The organism is Bradyrhizobium sp. CCBAU 051011 (assembly GCF_009930815.1).
Taxonomy (GTDB): Bacteria; Pseudomonadota; Alphaproteobacteria; order Rhizobiales; family Xanthobacteraceae; genus Bradyrhizobium.
This window is the reverse complement of the sequence record NZ_CP022222.1, coordinates 7,567,731-7,585,300: the sequence shown is the minus strand read 5'-3', so window position 1 is coordinate 7,585,300 and position 17,570 is coordinate 7,567,731. Positions and strand designations below refer to the sequence as shown.

The window sequence follows — 17,570 nt, the reverse complement described above, 5'->3', positions numbered from 1 at the left end:
CCGTCGCGGGAAAGACAAGCTGCCTTCTCATTCGTCAATGTCCTGCTCGAACGTCTGTGTCGGCGCGCCCCTGTTGACGGAGGCGAACTGCGCCAGCGGAAGCGACGTCGTGAGCGCCAACAAGTTTGAATCGACGAATTCCAACTGCAGCGTCTGTCCCGAACCTATTTCCTGGATGATCTTGGGGTCGGCCACGGTTCCCGCGATGCAGGTGTTGGTGAGGCACCAAGTATAAGGCACGAGATGGGGCTGCCCTTGGTCAACTGTGAGTCTGACGGGTTTTTGCAGGTACATGCCGACGGGGGAGAATATCTGCAGCCGTGCACTGCCGTCGCCCTCCCGCTCGATGATATCGAGACGGATCGCTATTTGACCGGTTGAGAACTTGCCGGTGATCGAGGTGCGGCAATGCAACTGAGCACCACCCGGCTTGAAGCAGAGTTTTCGCCAGTCTTCATAAGTGACGTCCTTTACCTCTCGCTGCCCGCGGGTTGGAATGTCGGTCTGTTGCGAAATGGCAGGCTGGCTGGATGCAACGCTTGCGGCCGCCAGGAATGCAACTGCAAAGGAGAATGTTGCGCACTCGCGTTGTGGCTGCATTTCGATACGATTTGAGCCTGTCATGGTTGCATCTCCGGGCTTGGTTGCTTGTCATCCCTGTTTGTCGAGAAATTTCGTCACCAGAGGTGACCAGATGGGAATGGCATCGGGAGAGCCGATAAGGAAATGCCCATCACTGCCGAACGGCGGCACCAGATGATATTCGGCCTTGCCGCCGGCCGCGCTAAAGGCCTCGTGCATGCGTTTCGACAGAGCAGGGCCGAAGAAGGTGTCGTTCTCGATATAGATCCAAAGCATCGGCACGCGTGACGTGCGGCCGAACTCACCGGTCGCTTCCACCAGCTTGTCTGGCGCGCAATTGTTGTTCGGCTTGCCGTCGACGCGGCCGCCACGGCCGGCGGCGAAGATGATGATCGCTTTGACCTGGGGTGGGTTCAGGCTTGAAAGCGCGATCGAGGCCCATCCGCCGGCGGATTGCCCGACGACGATGACGTCCTTCGGCACGATGCGCTTTTCGGCGGTCATGTAGTCGATGATCCAGAGATCGACTTGCGCAACCGCCATGCCGGGAGCGCGGAAATTGGGATTGCTGCACTTTCCGACCTTCGAGAAGAACGGGCCGTAGAGACCATGTTCGGGTATGTCGATCGCCGCTGCGCCATATCCGGTGCCGACGGGGGCCACCACCAGATAGCCGCGTTTGGCAAACCACTTGGCTGCATCGCGGAATTCCACAAGCGGGAAGAAGCTGCGGCCGGTCGCACTCATTGAAACGCCATGGTTCATGATTGCGAGTGGGAACGGCCCGTCGCCGACCGGTCGTACCAGATAGGCGAACATGGGAAGCGGCAATGGTAGCGCCCAGATTTCTTCCTGGATAGGACGTGATGCGTGATCGTCTGCGTGCGACGGCGTGATCATGCTGGCGAAGGGCAGAAGCATCGCGACAACCAAGCTCCGTAAGCGTTGCGGGCACATGTTGAGACTCCTCACGGCATGGTCGCGTTTCCCCGGCGCGCGGTCGATTATCCGTTGATTGGAATCCCGGGAACTCACGTAAAGCTTGATCCAGATCAATCAACGTCGGGCTCGATACGTCGCCTATGGCCGTCCAGGACCCGCGACAGCTAGCGTCTTGACATGAGTTCTCTGGGTATTGCCGCCAGTCCGCCGATACGCCGCGATGAAACGGTGCAAATATCGCTGCTGCTTGCTTTCGCGGGCGGCTACCTCGACGCCTATACATGGATTATCCACGACGTGATGGCCAATGCCCAGACGGCCAACCTGGTCTTGCTCTGGGTGCACGGCAGCGTCGGCGAGTGGGACCGAGCCGTTCAGTTCGTTCCTCCGATGGCCGCGTTCATGGTGGGCATTGTCATTGCCGCTTGGCTCCGTCGCTCCACAGGAGACAGGGCCAGCGCGATCAGCACGCTCATCGAAATTGTGCTGCTGGTGGCCGTCGGCATCCTGCACAATCGGCTGCCGGATCTGGCGGGCACGCTCGGCATTTCATTCGTTGCGGCCATGCAAACGGCGACCTTCACCAAGGTCGAAGGCGTGGCCTATAGCTCGGTAATGATCACCGGCAATATGCGCCAGGCCATTGAGGGAGTATTCGCCGTGGTCTCCGGGCAACTCGGCTCGCTTCGCCGCCCCGGCATCTTTGCAGCCTTGTGCGTTGCTTTTGGCACTGGGGCGGCTGTCGGCGCCTACGCAACGAAGGTTATCCCGGACCTGGCGCTTGGACTGCCCGTGGTGGCGCTGCTGATCGTCCTGCTTCGCTGCGAGATGCGCCCCAACGAGGAAGCGCCATGAAGTCACGCACGTTTCAGCGAACGGGATTGACACGGATTTTTCCTCCGTTGACCTGGCTTGCCGAATATAAGCCGTCTTGGTTGCGCGGTGATGCGATCGCCGGCGTGACGCTCGCCGCTTATGCGATTCCGGTGTCACTGGCCTATGCGGGCCTTGCCGGATTGCCGCCGCAGGTTGGCATTTACGGCTATATGCTTGGCGGCTTGGGCTATGCTCTCCTTGGGTCGTCGCGCCAGCTTGCGGTCGGCCCGACCTCCGCAATCTCGCTCATGATCGCCGGCAGCGTCGGGGCGCTCGCCGGAGGGGACGCGATGCGCTTCGCACAGATCGCGAGCCTTACGGCATTCGCGGTGGCGGTGCTTTGCCTGATCGCCTGGCTTTTCAAGCTCAGCATTCTCGTCCGTCTGGTCAGCGACAGCATTCTCGTCGGCTTCAAGGCGGGGGCCGGGCTCACGATCATAATGAGTCAGCTGCCAAGCCTGTTCGGCGTAGCCGGTGGTGGGCACAACTTCTTCGACCGGGCGATCCGGTTTGCAGGTCAGGCTGGCGACATCAATCTGCTCGTATTGGGAATTGGAGTCACGGCGATCCTACTCTTGCTCCTCGGCGAGCGATTTCTGACGGGCAGGCCGGTCGGACTAGCCGTGGTGGCGTTGTCGATCCTCATGGCAACCTTCTTCGGGCTTCCGGCACTGGGCGTACCTGTCACCGGGAACATCCCGGAGGGATTGCCGGCTTTCGAGGTGCCCACTTTCGGGATGCTGGAATTCCAGGAGTTATTTCCAATAGCGGCCGGGTGTCTTCTCCTGGCCTATATAGAAGGTGTTTCGGCGGCCCGGAGTTTTGCAGCGAAGCATGGGTATAGCCTCGATGTCCGTCAGGAATTTCTGGGGCTTGGGGCCGCCAATCTCGCAGTTGCGTTTGGCCATGGCTATCCCGTGGCCGGCGGATTGTCGCAGTCCGCCGTCAATGACACGGCGGGAGCGCGCACGTCCCTGGCATTGGTGGTTTGCTCGTTTGCCCTCGCGCTCTGCCTGCTTTTCTTTACGGGGTTGCTGACCAACCTTCCCAAGGCAGTGTTGGCTGGCATTGTCTTCGTTGCCGTTTACAAGCTGGTCGACATTCGCACGTTGCTTCGCATGTGGAGGGTAAGCCGTATCGACTTCTATGCCGCGGTTATCGCGCTCGTGTCCGTGCTGCTGCTTGGGATCCTCCAAGGTGTGCTGCTTGCCGCCCTCGCGTCCATCTTCCTGCTGCTGGGCCGGGCATCGAATCCCAACATTGCGTTCCTCGGGCGGCTTCCTGGGACGGGTCGCTATTCCGACAGCGCCAGACACGAAGGTGTGGAGCCGCTGGTTGGTATCATCGCGTTCCGCCCCGAAGCCTCGCTGCTCTACATCAACGCCGAGACGATTCTGGAGGCGGTTTTAAAGGCGCTGCGACAGTCGCCCGACGTCAGGCTGGTTGCCTGCGATCTCTCGGCGTCCCCCTACATCGATCTCGCCGGGGCGCGGATGCTGCTCGATCTCCATGATGAGCTGGCGTCGCGTCATGTAGCGCTCTGCATCGTCGGCGCCCATGCGCAGTTGCGTGACTTGCTGCGGGCGGAAGGGCTGGCGGAGAAGACGGACAGTAGCGAATGGCTCCGCACGCTCGACAGTGTGTTGGGTGAGGGTAACGCCGGGAAACGATCCGAATTCCACCAGCAACGGCCGCCTGGACCATGAAGCCCTGCTGATATCGGCGACCACCAGATATCCCTCACGCCTATTGCATTGCGAAGCGCAGCTTTCGCCGCAGCTTGGCGAGTTCGTATCGAGAGAGTGCGACCCTTGACTTGGATCAAAGGAGTGGGCGGGCAGCGGGTCACGATCCGACGAGCCATCACCTATGCCGTGTCCGGCATGCTGCTCACCGTGTTTAGAACCTCGCTATGCTCCTAGCCAAATAGGTGGTCGTCGCATCGCGTCTCTCCCGAGGAAAAACATCATGAAAAAATCTGTCAGTAGCGTCGCCCTGGTTGCTTTGCTCGCGGGCGTGGCTGGCATCAGTACACCATCCCGAGCTGAAACCGGCCGGGTCGCTGTCGTCTTCACTAAGGGCGGGTTCATCGTCGGAGTCGGAGGCGGCGAGGGCGTCCTGACGTTGCGAGGCAGGAATTATCCGTTCACCGTATCGGGCATGAGCGTCGGCTTTACGATCGGAGCCTCGACAACCAAGCTTGTTGGACGGGCCCTTAATTTGAGGGGACCGGCTTCGATCGAAGGCTCGTACGCCGCTGTCGGAGCCGGGGGTGCCCTTGCGGCTGGGGCGGGAGGCGTTCAATTGCGGAACGCCAACGGCGTGGTCTTGCAGTTGAGTGGTCCGCGGGTCGGCGCAGAAGTGTCGGCAGCAGTCGGTGGGGTAACAGTGCGTTTGAAATAGGTGCGAGGCGATCAGGCCGCGTCACGGCGCGACCTGATCGCTCAGTATCAGTATCGTTCTTCAACGAACGTCATCGCGCGCAAGCCTGCCTGATCATTGTAGCGTCCCTTGTCGGAACGCTTGGGCAGTTTGATCTTGTCCTTCTTCATGCGCTTGTAGGGGATCGAATTCAGCAGATGCGCGATACAGTTGAGCCGCGCTCGGCGCTTGTCGTCGGAGCGGATGACATGCCACGGCGCGTGTTTCGAATTGGTCGCCTTGAACATCAGGTCGCGGGCCCGCGAATAGTCGTACCACCGTCGATACGATTCCGTGTCCATCGGGCTCAGCTTCCATTGCCGCAGCGGATCGTCAATTCTCGCCTTGAAGCGGCGCTCCTGCTCGTCCATTCCGACCTCAAGCCAGAGCTTGATCAGGATGATGCCGCCCTCGATGATGTATTTCTCCATCTCGGGACAAAGCGAAAGGAATCGCTCGTGCTCGGCGGGCGTACAGAATCCCATCACATACTCTACGCCGGCCCGGTTGTACCAACTGCGGTCGAAGATCACGATTTCGCCTGCAGCAGGAAAATGCTGCATGTAGCGCTGAAGAAACAATTGCGTCTTCTCGCGATCAGACGGCGCGGGCAGGGCGATCACGCGAAAGACGCGCGGACTGACCTTTTCCGTGATCGCCTTGATCGTGCCGCCCTTGCCGGCGGCATCCCGGCCTTCGAACAGGACGATGACCCGAAGCTTGTTCGCCTTCACCCATTCCTGGAGATGACAAAGCTCGACCTGGAGCTTTCCCAGCTCTTTCTCATAGACCTTGCGCTTCATCCCGTCCGCGGGCGTGTCGGCTGGCATGCTCACCGGTCCATTGTTTCAAGCCAAATCCGTCCTCAGTCTCCCCAGGCAATGGTGATGGCGATGTCGCCTGGAACACCTCCCGGGTAGTCGATGACCTGGTAGCTGATGCGATAGCCGCGCGGTTTCAGGTAGTCGGTCCAAAGCTGGAATATTTCCTTCGGAATTCCGGTCAGGGTATTCTCCCAGCCTTTCTCCTGCTGGATAATGGAACGGCCCTTGTCGGAGCACAGCGAGTTCGGGAACCGATAGACCTGCACTTCCGTCATCCCGTTTCGTACCGCCCGCTGGATGACGGTCGAAGCGAGCTGGATCTTTTCCTCCTCGGATTTGCCTGACGGACGGTTGAGCCGCTCGATCAGCGCACGTTTCTCAGCTTCAGCGGCCGCGGCCAGGCGCGCGTATTGTTCTGCCTTTTCGGCCTCCTTGAGGGCCGCTTCCTTCTGGATCTGCTTCGCAGTGGGAATGAGATTATCGATGCTGCCAGGCATGACTGGTGGCTCCTGAGTGGTTGTTCTGCGTTCTGCGTCAGCGTTGCCATAAGGCTAGGTGGGGTCGACGTCGTTCCCTTGATCCAAATCAAACAATCCGCATCGGGGGTAAGCATGCAGGTCGTGGACGCCTACGGTCGGGTCACGACGCGCTGTTGACGTCGGTGCCCGACCCGGCTGAGGCGGCTGGCTGCAGTGTCGCTAGCACTGGAAATGTGCTGGAATGCAGCCGTTCGGAATGCCGGGGTAGGTGGATGAGCGGACGCGTCCCGACCGCAGCGATCAACCCGGGCTGGCCAAGCCTGGCCGCCCGTCTCTGCGTCTGCCTGTTGGTCCTGGCGGCCATACTATCCGGACCGGCAAGCGGCGAGCCGCGCGGCGAACCCAAACGCGTGCTGATGCTGCACTCGTTCGGGCGCGACTTCCTGCCATGGAGCGCATTTGCCCGCACCATCCGGACTGAGCTCGAGCAGCAGTCGCCGTGGCCTCTGGAGGTTCAGGAGCACAATTTACTGTCGGCACGGTTTAACAACCCGGGACCGGAAGCACCGTTTGTCGACTATCTGCGTTCGCTTTACTCTGGCCGTCCGCCGGACATCGTGGTGAGCATTGGCGCGCCTGCGGCCCGGTTTGTTCAGAAATATCGGGCGCAGCTTTTCCCTGAAACGCCCATGGTGCTGACGGCGGTCGAGCAGCGGCTGGTGAACCGGACGGATCTGACCGATAACGACACCGTCATAGCGGTTTACAACGATTTCTCGGGCTTTTTCGAGAGCATTCTTCAGGTCCTGCCGGACACGCAGACGATTGCCGTGGTCATAGGCGCCTCGCCCCTGGAGAAATTCTGGCTTGAGGAGGCAAAGAGGGAAGTCAAATCCTTCGAAAATCGGGTCGCATTCGTCTGGTATGCCGATCTCTCCTTTGCGGACATACTGAAGCGGGCGTCGACGCTCCCGCCCCATACCGTTCTGTTCTGGGGCTTGATGTCGGTCGATAGCGCAGGTGTCACCCATGAGGGCGATCTTGCCTTGCGCAACCTTCATGCGGTCGCCAATGCCCCGATCTTTTCCTTCCAGGAAGCCTTTTTCGGCCGAGATACCGTCGGCGGCCCGATGCATTCAATCGGCGGTTCGAGCAACAAAACTGTTAATGCCGCCATCCGCATTCTCGGTGGCGAGAAGCCAGCCGATATCAAGGTGCAGCCGATCGGATTTGCGTCACCGAAGTACGATTGGCGGGAGATGCAGCGCTGGGGCATCCGCGAGAGTAACCTGCCTCCAGGAAGCGAAATCTTGTTTCGTGAGCCCGGCATATGGGAAAGGTACAGCTGGCAGATGTCGCTGATTGCGAGCGTAATTCTGATCCAGGGAGGGTTGATCGCCGGATTGCTTCACGAACGGCGTCGCCGCCGTCTCGCCGAAGTCGAATCGCGCCAACGACTGGCGGAGCTTGCACACCTCAACCGCTATTCGGCTGCCGGCGAAATGACGACTTCTATCGCCCATGAGATAAATCAGCCGCTTGGCTCAATTCTTACCAACACAGAGACAGCCGAGCTCATGCTGAAGGGCGCTTCACCGAATCTCGATGAAGTGAGGGAAATTCTCGTTGACATCAGGCGCGACGACCAGCGCGCCAGCGAAGTGATACGCCGGCTACGAAGCGTGCTAAAGAAAACACCCTTTGAAATGAAATATATCGACTTGAACGAGACGGTACGGCAAGCGATCGGATTCGTCGCAGCCGTGGCCCACGGGCGCAGTATCGCACTGAAGTACGGCACGACCGCGGCCGATCTGAAAGTCAAGGGCGATGCTGTTCAGCTGCAACAAGTTGTTCTGAATCTGATTATCAACGCGATGGACGCGATATCCGATGCGGAGGCAAAGGAGCGCGAAGTCAGCGTAACCACGAACCTTTCAGGCGCCAGCGCGGAAATCAGGATTAGCGACACCGGCCCCGGTATAGCGACCGGCGATCTCAAGAGTGTCTTCGATCCGTTTTTCACGACAAAACCGCAAGGCATGGGCATGGGACTTGCGATCGTCCGCACCATCGTCGAAGCGCACCACGGACAGATTTCTGCGACAAATCAGTCGTCCGGCGGTGCGCTTTTCACGATCACGCTTCCGATCGCCCGCGGTCGGTCAACTTCGGCCTGACACACGCCCGCCACGGTGCTCCTGCACCGCAGCAAGGCCGCACCGCTGGTTCCTTGATCTTTATCAAAGAACGACCTCGCCTCGGACCGATGCTTGCCGCGATGAGCCCAAGGAGGGATGTGATGTTCCGCTGCGGCAAGACCCTTATCGTGCTCGCGCTGCTGATGGCGAATCCAGTCGCCGTCTCCGCCCAAACGACCGACAATCCGCCTGTTCCGAGTAGTTCGGCGCAACCGGCCAGCCAGCAGCCGCCGAGTGCGGAGCTATTGAAACCCGAACAGCTCGAGGCGCTGGTTGCGCCGATTGCGCTCTATCCCGACGAGTTGCTGGCAAACGTGCTGGCGGCATCGACCTATCCGCTGGAAGTGGTGCAGGCCGATCGCTGGCTGAAAGCGCACAAGACCTTGACGGGCGATGCGCTGAAGAAGGAGGTCGACAAGCAGTCTTGGGACGACAGCGTCAAGGCGCTCACCAGCACCGCAGACGTCATTGCGATGATGAGCGACAAGGTCGACTGGACCAAGAATCTGGGCGATGCCGTGCTAGCGCAGCAGCCGGATGTGATGGACGCGGTCCAGCGCCTGCGCTCCAAGGCCTATGACAACAAGAAGCTGGTTACCACCAAGCAGCAGAAGGTCAGCGTTCAGACACAGGAAAACAAGCAGGCGATCGTCATCGAGTCGGCCGATCCCAATACAATGTACGTGCCGTACTACGATCCGGCCGCGGTTTATGGAGCCTGGCCCTATGCGGAATATCCACCCTATTACTTCGGATACCCGTCCTATATCGGCGCCGGCGTGATCGCAGCGGGTCTCGCCTTCGGTACAGCCTGGGCGATCGGACGCTGGGGCAATTACTGGGGCGGTGGATTCAACTGGGGCAACCGCAACCTCTACGTCAACCACCACAACAGGACAAACAACTGGCAGCACAACGCGGCGCACCGCCAGGGCGTGCGATACAACAACGCGAACGTTCAGCAGCGCTTCGGTAACAACAACTTGAAGGCCGGCGCCTCCAACCGGATGGATTTTCGTGGCCGTGACGGGCAGCAGGTGCTTCGTCCGGGACAGGACCGACCGGGCGCTGGCGATCGCGTCGGCGATCGGGCAGGGGACCGCGGTGGCGATCGTGTCGGGGATCGTGGCGGCAATCGGCCGGGCACGGCGGATCGTGCCAAAGGTGGTGGCGATCGCGCCAAAGCCGGCGGCGGCGATCGTGCCAAGGCTGCCAATCGCGCCAGCGGCGCCGCGCGCGGAGATCGCGGAGGCGGTCGCGGCGGGGCAATGAATGTCTCGTCGGGTAGGGCTGCCGCTGCGCAATCCGCCCGCGGCCGGGCAAGCATGGCGAGCATGGGCCCGCGCGGCGGCGGTCCGAGTTTCGCCGGGCGCGGCGGCGGCTTTGGCGGCGGAGCCGCCATGATGAGAGGTGGTGGCGGTTTCCGAGGTGGTGGCGGCGGAGGTTTTCGCGGCGGCGGTGGGCGGCGGTCCGACATCGCACTGAAGCACGACATCGTTCAACTCGGTTACCTCGCGAATGGTCTCGGCTACTACCGCTTCAGCTATCTCGGCAGCAGCAAGCCCTATGTCGGCGTCATCGCGCAGGAAGTGCAGAACCTGGTGCCGGAAGCTGTGACCCGCGGCCGGGACGGGTATCTCCGCGTCCACTACGAACAGCTGGGATTGAAGCTCCGCTCCTACACCGACTGGCTTGCCGGCGGCGCAAAGATACCCATGCCAGCGGAGGTCTCGCCATGATCAGGCTGAAATCGCTCCATCGCGCTGGTTCGGTGGGTCTCGCTGCAATCGTGGCAGTGGCGCTGTTGACTGCCTCCGCGTCCCAGGCGCAGCAGGCCTATCCCTCGCCGGAGGACGCTGCGGCGGCGCTGGCTGCCGCGGTCAAGACCGGCACGAGGAGTGCGATGCTCAAGGTCCTCGGCAAAGACGGGCAAGACATTATCGAGTCCGGCGATGATGTTGCCGATGCCGAGATGCGGCAACGTTTCCTCTCTGCCTATGACGCGAAGCATTCCATCAAGGCCGAAGGAAACAAGAAGGCTACGCTTATCCTCGGCGCCGACGATTTTCCATTCCCGATTCCCTTGGTGAACAACAGGACGGGCTGGGAGTTCGACCCGGCTGCGGGTCGTATCGAAGTTCTGTATCGTCGCATCGGACGCAATGAACTGGACGCGATTCAAACCTCGCTGGCTTACGTAGATGCGCAGAACGAATATGCCGAAAAGGATCGCACCGGCCAGGGGGTAGGGGTCTACGCACAGCGCATCGTCAGTAGCCCGGGCAAGAAGGATGGGCTGTTCTGGCGCGACGATCGCGAGCCGAGCCCGCTGGGCGAATTGGCGGCGCAGGCATCCGCCGAAGGGTACAAGGTCGGAGAGCAGGCGACGCCTTATCATGGCTATTATTATCGAATTTTGAAGGGCCAGGGGTCCAACGCGCCGGGCGGAGCTCTGAACTACGTCGTCAAGGACAAAATGATCGGCGGCTTCGGGCTGATCGCATACCCCGCCGAGTACGGAAATTCCGGCGTCATGACCTTCATGGTCAATCATGCCGGTACCGTCTACCAGAAGGATCTCGGAAAGCGGACCGAGAGCATCGCCAAGCGCATTTACCTGTTCGATCCGGATCAGACCTGGAAGAAGGTCGATGCAGCGGCCCCTTGAACGCGGCGCTCTAGCGATCTCACGGATAGGTCGGCTCGCCGTGGTCGCGCTCTTCACCGTTGCTTTTCCGGCGACATCATCGTCCGCGCAGGCGCCCGGCTATGTCCGGGTCAAGCTGGTGAAGGCGGGCCTGATGGTCGGTGCCGGTGGCGGCAGCGGCGTCCTGACGTATCGTGGCCGCGACTATCCGTTCAAAGTATCCGGTCTCAGCCTGGGTGTTACCGCTGGCGCATCGATCAACCTGCTGGAAGGATGGGCTTCAGGCATAAGGCAGGTCAGCGACTTTGCTGGCACCTACAGCTCGGTCGGTGGCGGGGGCGCCTTCGTGGGTGGCTTCGGAGGCATTCAGTTAGGGAACGAGAAGGGCGTAAAGATCGCGCTGCAAGGGCCGAGGATAGGGATGGAGTTCGCCGCGAACCGTACCGGGGTTAGAATTTCACTCAAGTGAGCCTGGGCTGGCGTCACCGGGTCCCGTACTTGTTTCGGGAAGACACTCTGGATCGCGCGCAACAGAAATACCCGATGAACAGCGGCAATGTGGCGCATCCGGGAATCGCGGCCGACCAATCTTTCATTTGCTTGACCTAAATCAAAGGTGGAGGTGCCAGCGCTCCGATGGTCAGGCACGCGGAATGGCAACCCTCAACATCAGGGTATCTAAGCAACCAGTCCAATCCGGTAGGAGACGCACCATGAAGGCAAGCGCAGCGCTGAGGAAGGAAGCTGATGCCGGTGATTGCTGGAACGGTTTTCGGCCTGGAGACTGGCTCAGCTCCATCAACGTTCGCGATTTCATCGTCCGTAACGTGACGCCGTACACAGGCGACGAAGCTTTTCTCGCCGGGCCGTCGCAGCGCACCAAGGCCGTCTGGGCGAAATTGCAGCCGTACTTCGCCGAGGAAAGAAAAAAGGGAGTGCTTGCAGTAGACGCTCAAACTCCCTCGACGTTGCTTGCCCATAAAGCCGGCTATATCGATCGCGACAACGAAATCATCGTGGGTCTTCAGACCGACCAGCCTTTCAAGCGTGCGATCTTTCCCTTCGGCGGGTTGCGGATGGTCGAGGCGGGACTCAAGGCCGCGGGCTTCGAGCCCGACCCGGCTGTCCACAAGGCTTTCACGAACTACCGAAAATCGCATAACGACGGCGTCTTCGACGCCTATACGCCCGAAATCATGAATTGCCGACGCTCCGGGATCATCACCGGCCTGCCGGATGCTTATGGCCGCGGACGCATTATTGGGGACTACCGGCGGGTCGCTCTCTACGGGATCGACCGGCTTCTCGAGGCCAAGCGTGCCGAGCGTAAACAGATCGACGGCATGTGGCCGAGCGATGACATCATTCGGCTGCGCGAAGAACTGTCCGACCAGATGCGCGCGCTCGCGGACCTTGCCTCGATGGCGAAGCTATACGGCCACGACATATCGAAGCCCGCTAGCAATGCCCAGGAAGCATTCCAATGGACCTACTTTGCCTATCTGGGGGCGATCAAGGAGGCCAATGGGGCGGCAATGTCCATCGGACGCATATCGAGCTTCCTGGACATCTACATCGAACGGGACCTGAAGGCAGGCGTTCTAGACGAAACCAGAGCTCAGGAACTCTGGGATCAGTTGGTTCAGAAGCTCCGTATCGTCCGTTTCCTGCGCACGCCCGACTACGACGCGCTGTTCAGCGGGGACCCCTATTGGGCGACAGAGTGCATCGGCGGAATGGATCTGGACGGGCGCACGCTGGTGACCAAGAGCAGCTATCGCATGCTGCACACGCTTTCAAATCTTGGCCCGGCACCCGAACCGAACATTACGGTTCTCTGGTCCAACCACATGCCCGCAACATTCAAGCGCTACTGCGCCAAGGTCAGCCGCGATACATCCTCTCTTCAGTACGAGAACGACGACCTGATGCGTCCGTTCTGGGGTGACGATTACGGCATTGCCTGCTGTGTTTCGGCGATGCGCCTGGGGAAGCAGATGCAGTTTTTCGGCGCCCGCGTGAATCTGGCGAAGGCGCTGCTGTACGCGATCAATGGCGGCCGCGACGAGGTCTCAGGCGAGCAGGTCGCCCCCGAGACGATGCCGGTCGCGGGCGACTTCCTCGACTATGACGACGTGATGGCCAAGTTCGATACCACTATGGAGTGGCTGGCGCGCACATACGTCCACGCGATGAACTGCATCCACTACATGCACGACAAGTATTTCTATGAACGCCTGGAGATGGCTCTCCACGATCGCGACATTCTCAGAACCATGGCATTCGGCATCGCCGGTCTTTCGGTGGTGGCCGACAGCCTGAGCGCGATCAAGTACGGAAAGATCCGCGTCGCCCGCGATGCGAACGGATTGGTGGTCGATTATCAAAATGAGGGGAACAAGGCGACACCGCAGTTTGGTAACAATGATGACCGCGTCGATCAAATCGCGTCGGACATCGTCACCAGCTTCATGGGGAAGATACGAAAGCACCCCACCTACCGCAACGCGACGCACACCCAGAGCGTCCTCACCATTACTTCGAACGTGGTGTACGGCAAGGCTACGGGAAACACCCCCGATGGCCGCCGCAAGGGCGAGCCGTTCGGGCCCGGCGCAAATCCGATGCACGGCCGGGACAGCCATGGCTGGCTCGCCTCCTGCCTGTCCGTAGCTAAGCTTCCCTACAAGGACGCCCAGGACGGCATCAGCTACACGGTCTCCGTCGCTCCGCAGAAGGCGCATCTGTCAGAAAACCAGTTAATCGATGAAGCCGTCAAGGCGTTCGACGTCTACTTCGATCGAGGCGGGTTCCACATGAACCTGAACGTGATCGACAAGGACACGCTCGAGGATGCCATGAAGAATCCGGACAAGTACCCGCAGCTAACCATTCGAGTCTCCGGCTACGCCGTCAACTTCGTCCGTCTGACGCCGGAGCAGCAGAGAGATGTGATCAGCCGCACTTTCCACGGCCAGATCTGAATCGAGGTGCACCATGTCGACGGTGCAGACACTTGAACCCGGAAGTCGTCATGACCTCCGGGTGGGGATTTCACCCGACGCGCCAGACGAAAGCCAGTTCAAGGACGAGAAGGGCGCATTCGGATATTGCCATTCCTACGAAACCTCGTCCCGATACGACGGGCCGGGGCTGCGCGTGGTGCTGTTCGTCTCCGGTTGCCTGCTGCGATGCACTTACTGCCACAATCCGGATACCTGGCATCTGAAGGACGGGACCTACGTTTCGGCCGATCACGTGCTCCGTCGCCTAGGCGATTTCGCGCCGGCACTTCTTTCGCTTGGCGGGGGACTCACCATTTCCGGCGGCGAGCCGATGGTTCAGCTTGCATTCACCCGGCGGATATTCGCCGGAGCGAAGACCATGGGCCTGCACACGGCCATTCAGACCTCGGGATTTCTGGGCGATCGTGTCGACGAAGACTACCTGTCGAACATCGATCTCGTCCTGCTCGATATCAAAAGTTCGGATCCCGACACGTACCGGCGCGTGACAGCTCGCGACCTCGCGCCGACGCTGCGCTTCGCCGAGCGCCTCGCTTCGCTATCCAAGCCGGTGTGGGTCCGCTTCACGCTCGTCCCCGGCGAGACCGACGATCCCGCCAACGTCGAGGGCATCGCCCGGTTCGTCGCGCCGATGAAGAACGTCGAGTGGGTCGAGGTGCAGCCGTTCCACCAGATGGGCGCTTTCAAGTGGAAGGCGATGGGGCTCGACTACAAGCTTCTCGATACTCCGACGGCCGGCCGGGAGCTGGTGGATCGGGTGATCGGGCAATTCCGCGCGGCAGGCTGCCGGGTGCGCTGACGACAGGCTGGGGAGACCGGACATCATGTTGGACCTTGCTCGCGAGATCATCGGAAGCCAGCCGATACTGACGGCATTTCTCGCGATCGGATTGGGCTACCTGGTCGGTCAGATCAGCATCGGCGGATTTTCCCTCGGTGTTGGCGCCGTTCTTTTCGTGGGCCTTGCCATCGGTGCGTTTGCCCCCAAAGCGCAGATCACGGGGCCGATCGGGCTGACAGGATTGATCATGTTCCTGTATGGGATCGGGATTCTTTACGGTCGGCAGTTCTTCGAAGGCATGTTCGGCGTCGGGCAGAAGTACAATCTGCTGGCGCTTGTCGCATGCCTAGCCAGCTTGATCGTTGCGCTTGGGCTCGGGCACATCTTCGGTATCAAGATCGGACATACGCTCGGTATCTATGCCGGATCAATGACGAGCACCGCCACGCTCCAGGCGGCCCTCGACGTCGTGAAGAACAAGGATCCATCGATCGGCTATTCCATTGCCTACCCCTTCGGGGTCATCGGTCCGATCCTGTGCATTTACTTCATGACCCGGATCGTAAGGCCGAAATTTCCGGCCAAGGCGCAGCGCTTCCACATGGGCGAAATTTCGATCGGCGAAGGCCATGCCGGAAAGAGATTGGACGAACTGACGACCGGGGCGCTCAGCGGTGTCCAGGTCACGATGGTTCGAAAGGGCGGGCACAATTTCGTTCCTGTGGGCGATACCGTCTTGTCCGCCGGAGACGCCATTCTTGTGGTCGCTGAGCAGAATGAAGCAATTGCCAGGGCGGCCGCCACGCTTGGAAAACTGGAGCCCGGCCGCCTGGCGAGCGACCGCGCCGATCTCGACTACATCAGGGTCTTCGTCGGGAAGGCCAGCGTAGTGGGAGTACCCCTTGCCAGTCTTCCCATGCCGGCCGGCTATCCAACCCACTTATTGCATGTCCGTCGCTATGATGCGGACCTCGTGCCGGCGCCCGACCTGATGCTCGAATTCGGCGATCGGGTAGGGGTGCTGACGCCTCCTGACCGCAAGGACGAAATTCGGCGTCACTTCGGCGACACGGTGAAGGCGGCGGCCGAATTCAGCTACGTTTCGCTCGGCGTTGGAATGGTCCTGGGTGTCTTGCTTGGGCTCATTCCGATTCCGATTCCTGGAGTGGGCGTCGTGACGCTCGGTATCGGAGGGGGGCCGCTGATCGTCGCTCTCATTCTTGGCAAATTGCGGCGCACAGGTCCCATGCTCTGGACCATGCCGTTACCAGCGAACATCGTCTTGCGAAACTTCGGACTTGCGATGTTTCTTGCAACGGTCGGCGTCAACGCAGGGCAGCCCTTTGTTCGAACCGTCGCCGAATCCGGGCTTACGATGCTCTTTATCGGCGTTGCGGTTCTGCTGACGACGGTAGCCATCGTCTTACTGGTGGGCCACTACATTCTGAGAATCCCGTACGACGATCTCGTGGGCGTGGCATCCGGTGCGACCGGAAATCCGGCGATCCTCGTCTATTCGACCAAGATGGCGCCCACTGAACGGCCCGACATCGGCTACGCCATGATCTTTCCTTCCATGACACTGGTGAAGGTGATCGCCGCGCAGATCGTGGGTCTCCTCATGGTTGGCAGCAGCGCTGGCTAGGCGACCTATCAGAACAGGGCCTTGCCATCGTTCATTCATGATCGGGATCTCCAGATCGGCGGTCCAGGTCAAGATCGCTCGTCGGAGCAAGGCATCGCCGGAAGGTTACGCTCGTCGATGGACCAGGCACGGGAGACACGGCATGGCTGATCGGGCATCCCCGCCGCAACCACCCATCTTCAATTTGAATGCCTACAGCCCGGCCGAGATCAAGGAGGCTGTCGAGAAAGTCGGAGTCAAGAAGACGAACCTTCCCTTTCTGGCTTCATTCATGCTGGCCGTGATCGCAGGGGGCAGCATCGGACTTGGCGCACTGTACTATACTGTCGTCGTCAGCGACGCGAGTCTGAGCTTCGCCACGGCGCGTGTGCTCGGCGGACTGGTTTTTTCGCTCGGGCTGGCAATCGTTCTGGTTGGCGGAGCTGAACTCTTCACGGGAAACAATCTGATCGTGATGGCCTGGGCGAGCGGACATGTGACGACGAAGGAAATGCTGCGCAACTGGGGCGTCGTCTATTTCGGCAACCTGATCGGCGCGCTCGGACTTGTGGTCCTGGTCTTCCTTTCGCATCATCTCGACATGAATGGAGGCCGCGTCGGCCTGTCGATACTGAATACGGCTGTCGCCAAGATCCAGCCCGATGCAGTGACGTTATTCTTCAAGGGAATTTTGTGTAACCTGCTCGTTTGCTTGGCGGTGTGGCTGGCATATGCCGGCCGGTCGGTTACCGACAAGATTGTTGCGCTCGTATTTCCGATCTCCGCCTTCATCGCCGCCGGCTTTGAGCACTGCGTCGCCAACATGTATTTCCTGCCCTTGGCCTGGTTGATGACGCGAGCAGGAAATGTCCCTCCTGATTTCGACGCGTCGGTCATAACAATGACGGGCATTATTCACAATCTTGTACCGGTCACGCTCGGCAATATCGTAGGTGGTGCCGGCCTCGTCGGCGCGATGTATTGGATTATCTATCGGGCAGCCTTCGGTGAGAGCGGCAGGAGCCGTGCTAGTCAGGGCAAAGAAGGGTCATGAAGTAGCGGCCGAAGCCGATCATCGGGTCCGGAGCAGGTGACAGAGCACATCGGCGACTCGCCACAAGAAAGGTAACCTTCATGCCGCTGACGAAAGTCAATTGGGTGCCCAAT

At 60.3% G+C, this 17,570-nt stretch carries 15 protein-coding genes; 11 read left to right on the top strand and 4 right to left on the bottom strand.

The genetic code is table 11. From position 1 onward, the window contains the following. Window positions 1–27: 27 nt before the first annotated feature. Together ACH79_RS35825 and ACH79_RS35820 are read right to left on the bottom strand one after the other, a co-directional pair. Window positions 28–624 carry an invasion associated locus B family protein gene (locus ACH79_RS35825; RefSeq protein ID WP_246738260.1) on the bottom strand — a complete coding sequence of 199 codons (597 nt, stop codon included), beginning with the start codon at window positions 622–624 and terminating at the stop codon, window positions 28–30. A gap of 27 nt (window positions 625–651) precedes the next feature. Next, window positions 652–1,482, bottom strand: a complete 831-nt coding sequence (locus tag ACH79_RS35820) for a S9 family peptidase (protein ID WP_246738762.1) — start codon at window positions 1,480–1,482, stop codon at window positions 652–654. A gap of 219 nt (window positions 1,483–1,701) precedes the next feature. Between ACH79_RS35820 and ACH79_RS35815 the strand changes: the two genes are divergently transcribed. From ACH79_RS35815 to ACH79_RS35805, 3 genes are all read left to right on the top strand, one after another. Continuing rightward, window positions 1,702–2,379, top strand: coding sequence for a YoaK family protein (locus tag ACH79_RS35815; protein WP_161855138.1), 678 nt, complete (start codon window positions 1,702–1,704; stop codon window positions 2,377–2,379). Further along, window positions 2,376–4,106, top strand: a complete 1,731-nt coding sequence (locus tag ACH79_RS35810; protein WP_161855137.1) for a SulP family inorganic anion transporter — start codon at window positions 2,376–2,378, stop codon at window positions 4,104–4,106. Before ACH79_RS35815 ends, ACH79_RS35810 begins: the two co-directional genes overlap by 4 nt. A 262-nt stretch (window positions 4,107–4,368) precedes the next feature. Further along, a complete protein-coding gene (locus ACH79_RS35805) occupies window positions 4,369–4,803 on the top strand; it encodes a hypothetical protein (protein WP_161855136.1) in 435 nt (144 codons plus the stop codon). 47 nt (window positions 4,804–4,850) lie between these two features. Here ACH79_RS35805 and ppk2 read toward each other — a convergent pair whose 3' ends face one another. Next, the gene (gene ppk2, locus ACH79_RS35800) at window positions 4,851–5,651 is read right to left on the bottom strand and encodes a polyphosphate kinase 2 (protein WP_161855135.1); all 801 of its coding nucleotides are present in this window, start codon (window positions 5,649–5,651) and stop codon (window positions 4,851–4,853) included. A gap of 35 nt (window positions 5,652–5,686) precedes the next feature. Further along, entirely contained in the window at window positions 5,687–6,142 is a 456-nt protein-coding gene (locus tag ACH79_RS35795) for a hypothetical protein (protein ID WP_161855134.1), read from the bottom strand. 254 nt (window positions 6,143–6,396) lie between these two features. Here ACH79_RS35795 and ACH79_RS35790 point away from each other — a divergent pair, with 254 nt between their 5' ends. The 8 genes from ACH79_RS35790 to ACH79_RS35755 all read left to right on the top strand — a co-directional run bounded on the left by ACH79_RS35790 (window position 6,397) and on the right by ACH79_RS35755 (window position 17,457). Then, window positions 6,397–8,304, top strand: a complete 1,908-nt coding sequence (locus tag ACH79_RS35790) for an ATP-binding protein (RefSeq protein WP_161855133.1) — start codon at window positions 6,397–6,399, stop codon at window positions 8,302–8,304. Between the two features lie 122 nt (window positions 8,305–8,426). After that, window positions 8,427–10,064 (top strand): DUF3300 domain-containing protein, encoded by a 1,638-nt coding sequence (locus ACH79_RS35785; RefSeq protein WP_161855132.1) that lies wholly within the window; start codon window positions 8,427–8,429, stop codon window positions 10,062–10,064. Beyond that, a complete protein-coding gene (locus ACH79_RS35780; protein ID WP_161855131.1) occupies window positions 10,061–10,993 on the top strand; it encodes a DUF2950 domain-containing protein in 933 nt (310 codons plus the stop codon). The genes ACH79_RS35785 and ACH79_RS35780 overlap by 4 nt, the downstream gene beginning before the upstream one ends. Then, window positions 10,977–11,441: a hypothetical protein gene (locus ACH79_RS35775; protein ID WP_161855130.1), complete on the top strand. Its 465-nt coding sequence runs from the start codon at window positions 10,977–10,979 to the stop codon at window positions 11,439–11,441. Before ACH79_RS35780 ends, ACH79_RS35775 begins: the two co-directional genes overlap by 17 nt. A gap of 244 nt (window positions 11,442–11,685) precedes the next feature. Continuing rightward, window positions 11,686–13,956, top strand: coding sequence for a formate C-acetyltransferase (gene pflB / locus ACH79_RS35770; RefSeq protein ID WP_161855129.1), 2,271 nt, complete (start codon window positions 11,686–11,688; stop codon window positions 13,954–13,956). Between the two features lie 13 nt (window positions 13,957–13,969). Then, complete coding sequence (gene pflA / locus ACH79_RS35765) at window positions 13,970–14,797, top strand: pyruvate formate-lyase-activating protein (RefSeq protein WP_161855128.1); 828 nt, start codon at window positions 13,970–13,972, stop codon at window positions 14,795–14,797. Window positions 14,798–14,822: 25 nt separating this feature from the next. Beyond that, the gene (locus ACH79_RS35760) at window positions 14,823–16,424 is read left to right on the top strand and encodes an aspartate:alanine exchanger family transporter (protein ID WP_161855127.1); all 1,602 of its coding nucleotides are present in this window, start codon (window positions 14,823–14,825) and stop codon (window positions 16,422–16,424) included. Window positions 16,425–16,566: 142 nt separating this feature from the next. Further along, window positions 16,567–17,457, top strand: a complete 891-nt coding sequence (locus ACH79_RS35755; RefSeq protein WP_161855126.1) for a formate/nitrite transporter family protein — start codon at window positions 16,567–16,569, stop codon at window positions 17,455–17,457. Window positions 17,458–17,570: the final 113 nt, after the last annotated feature.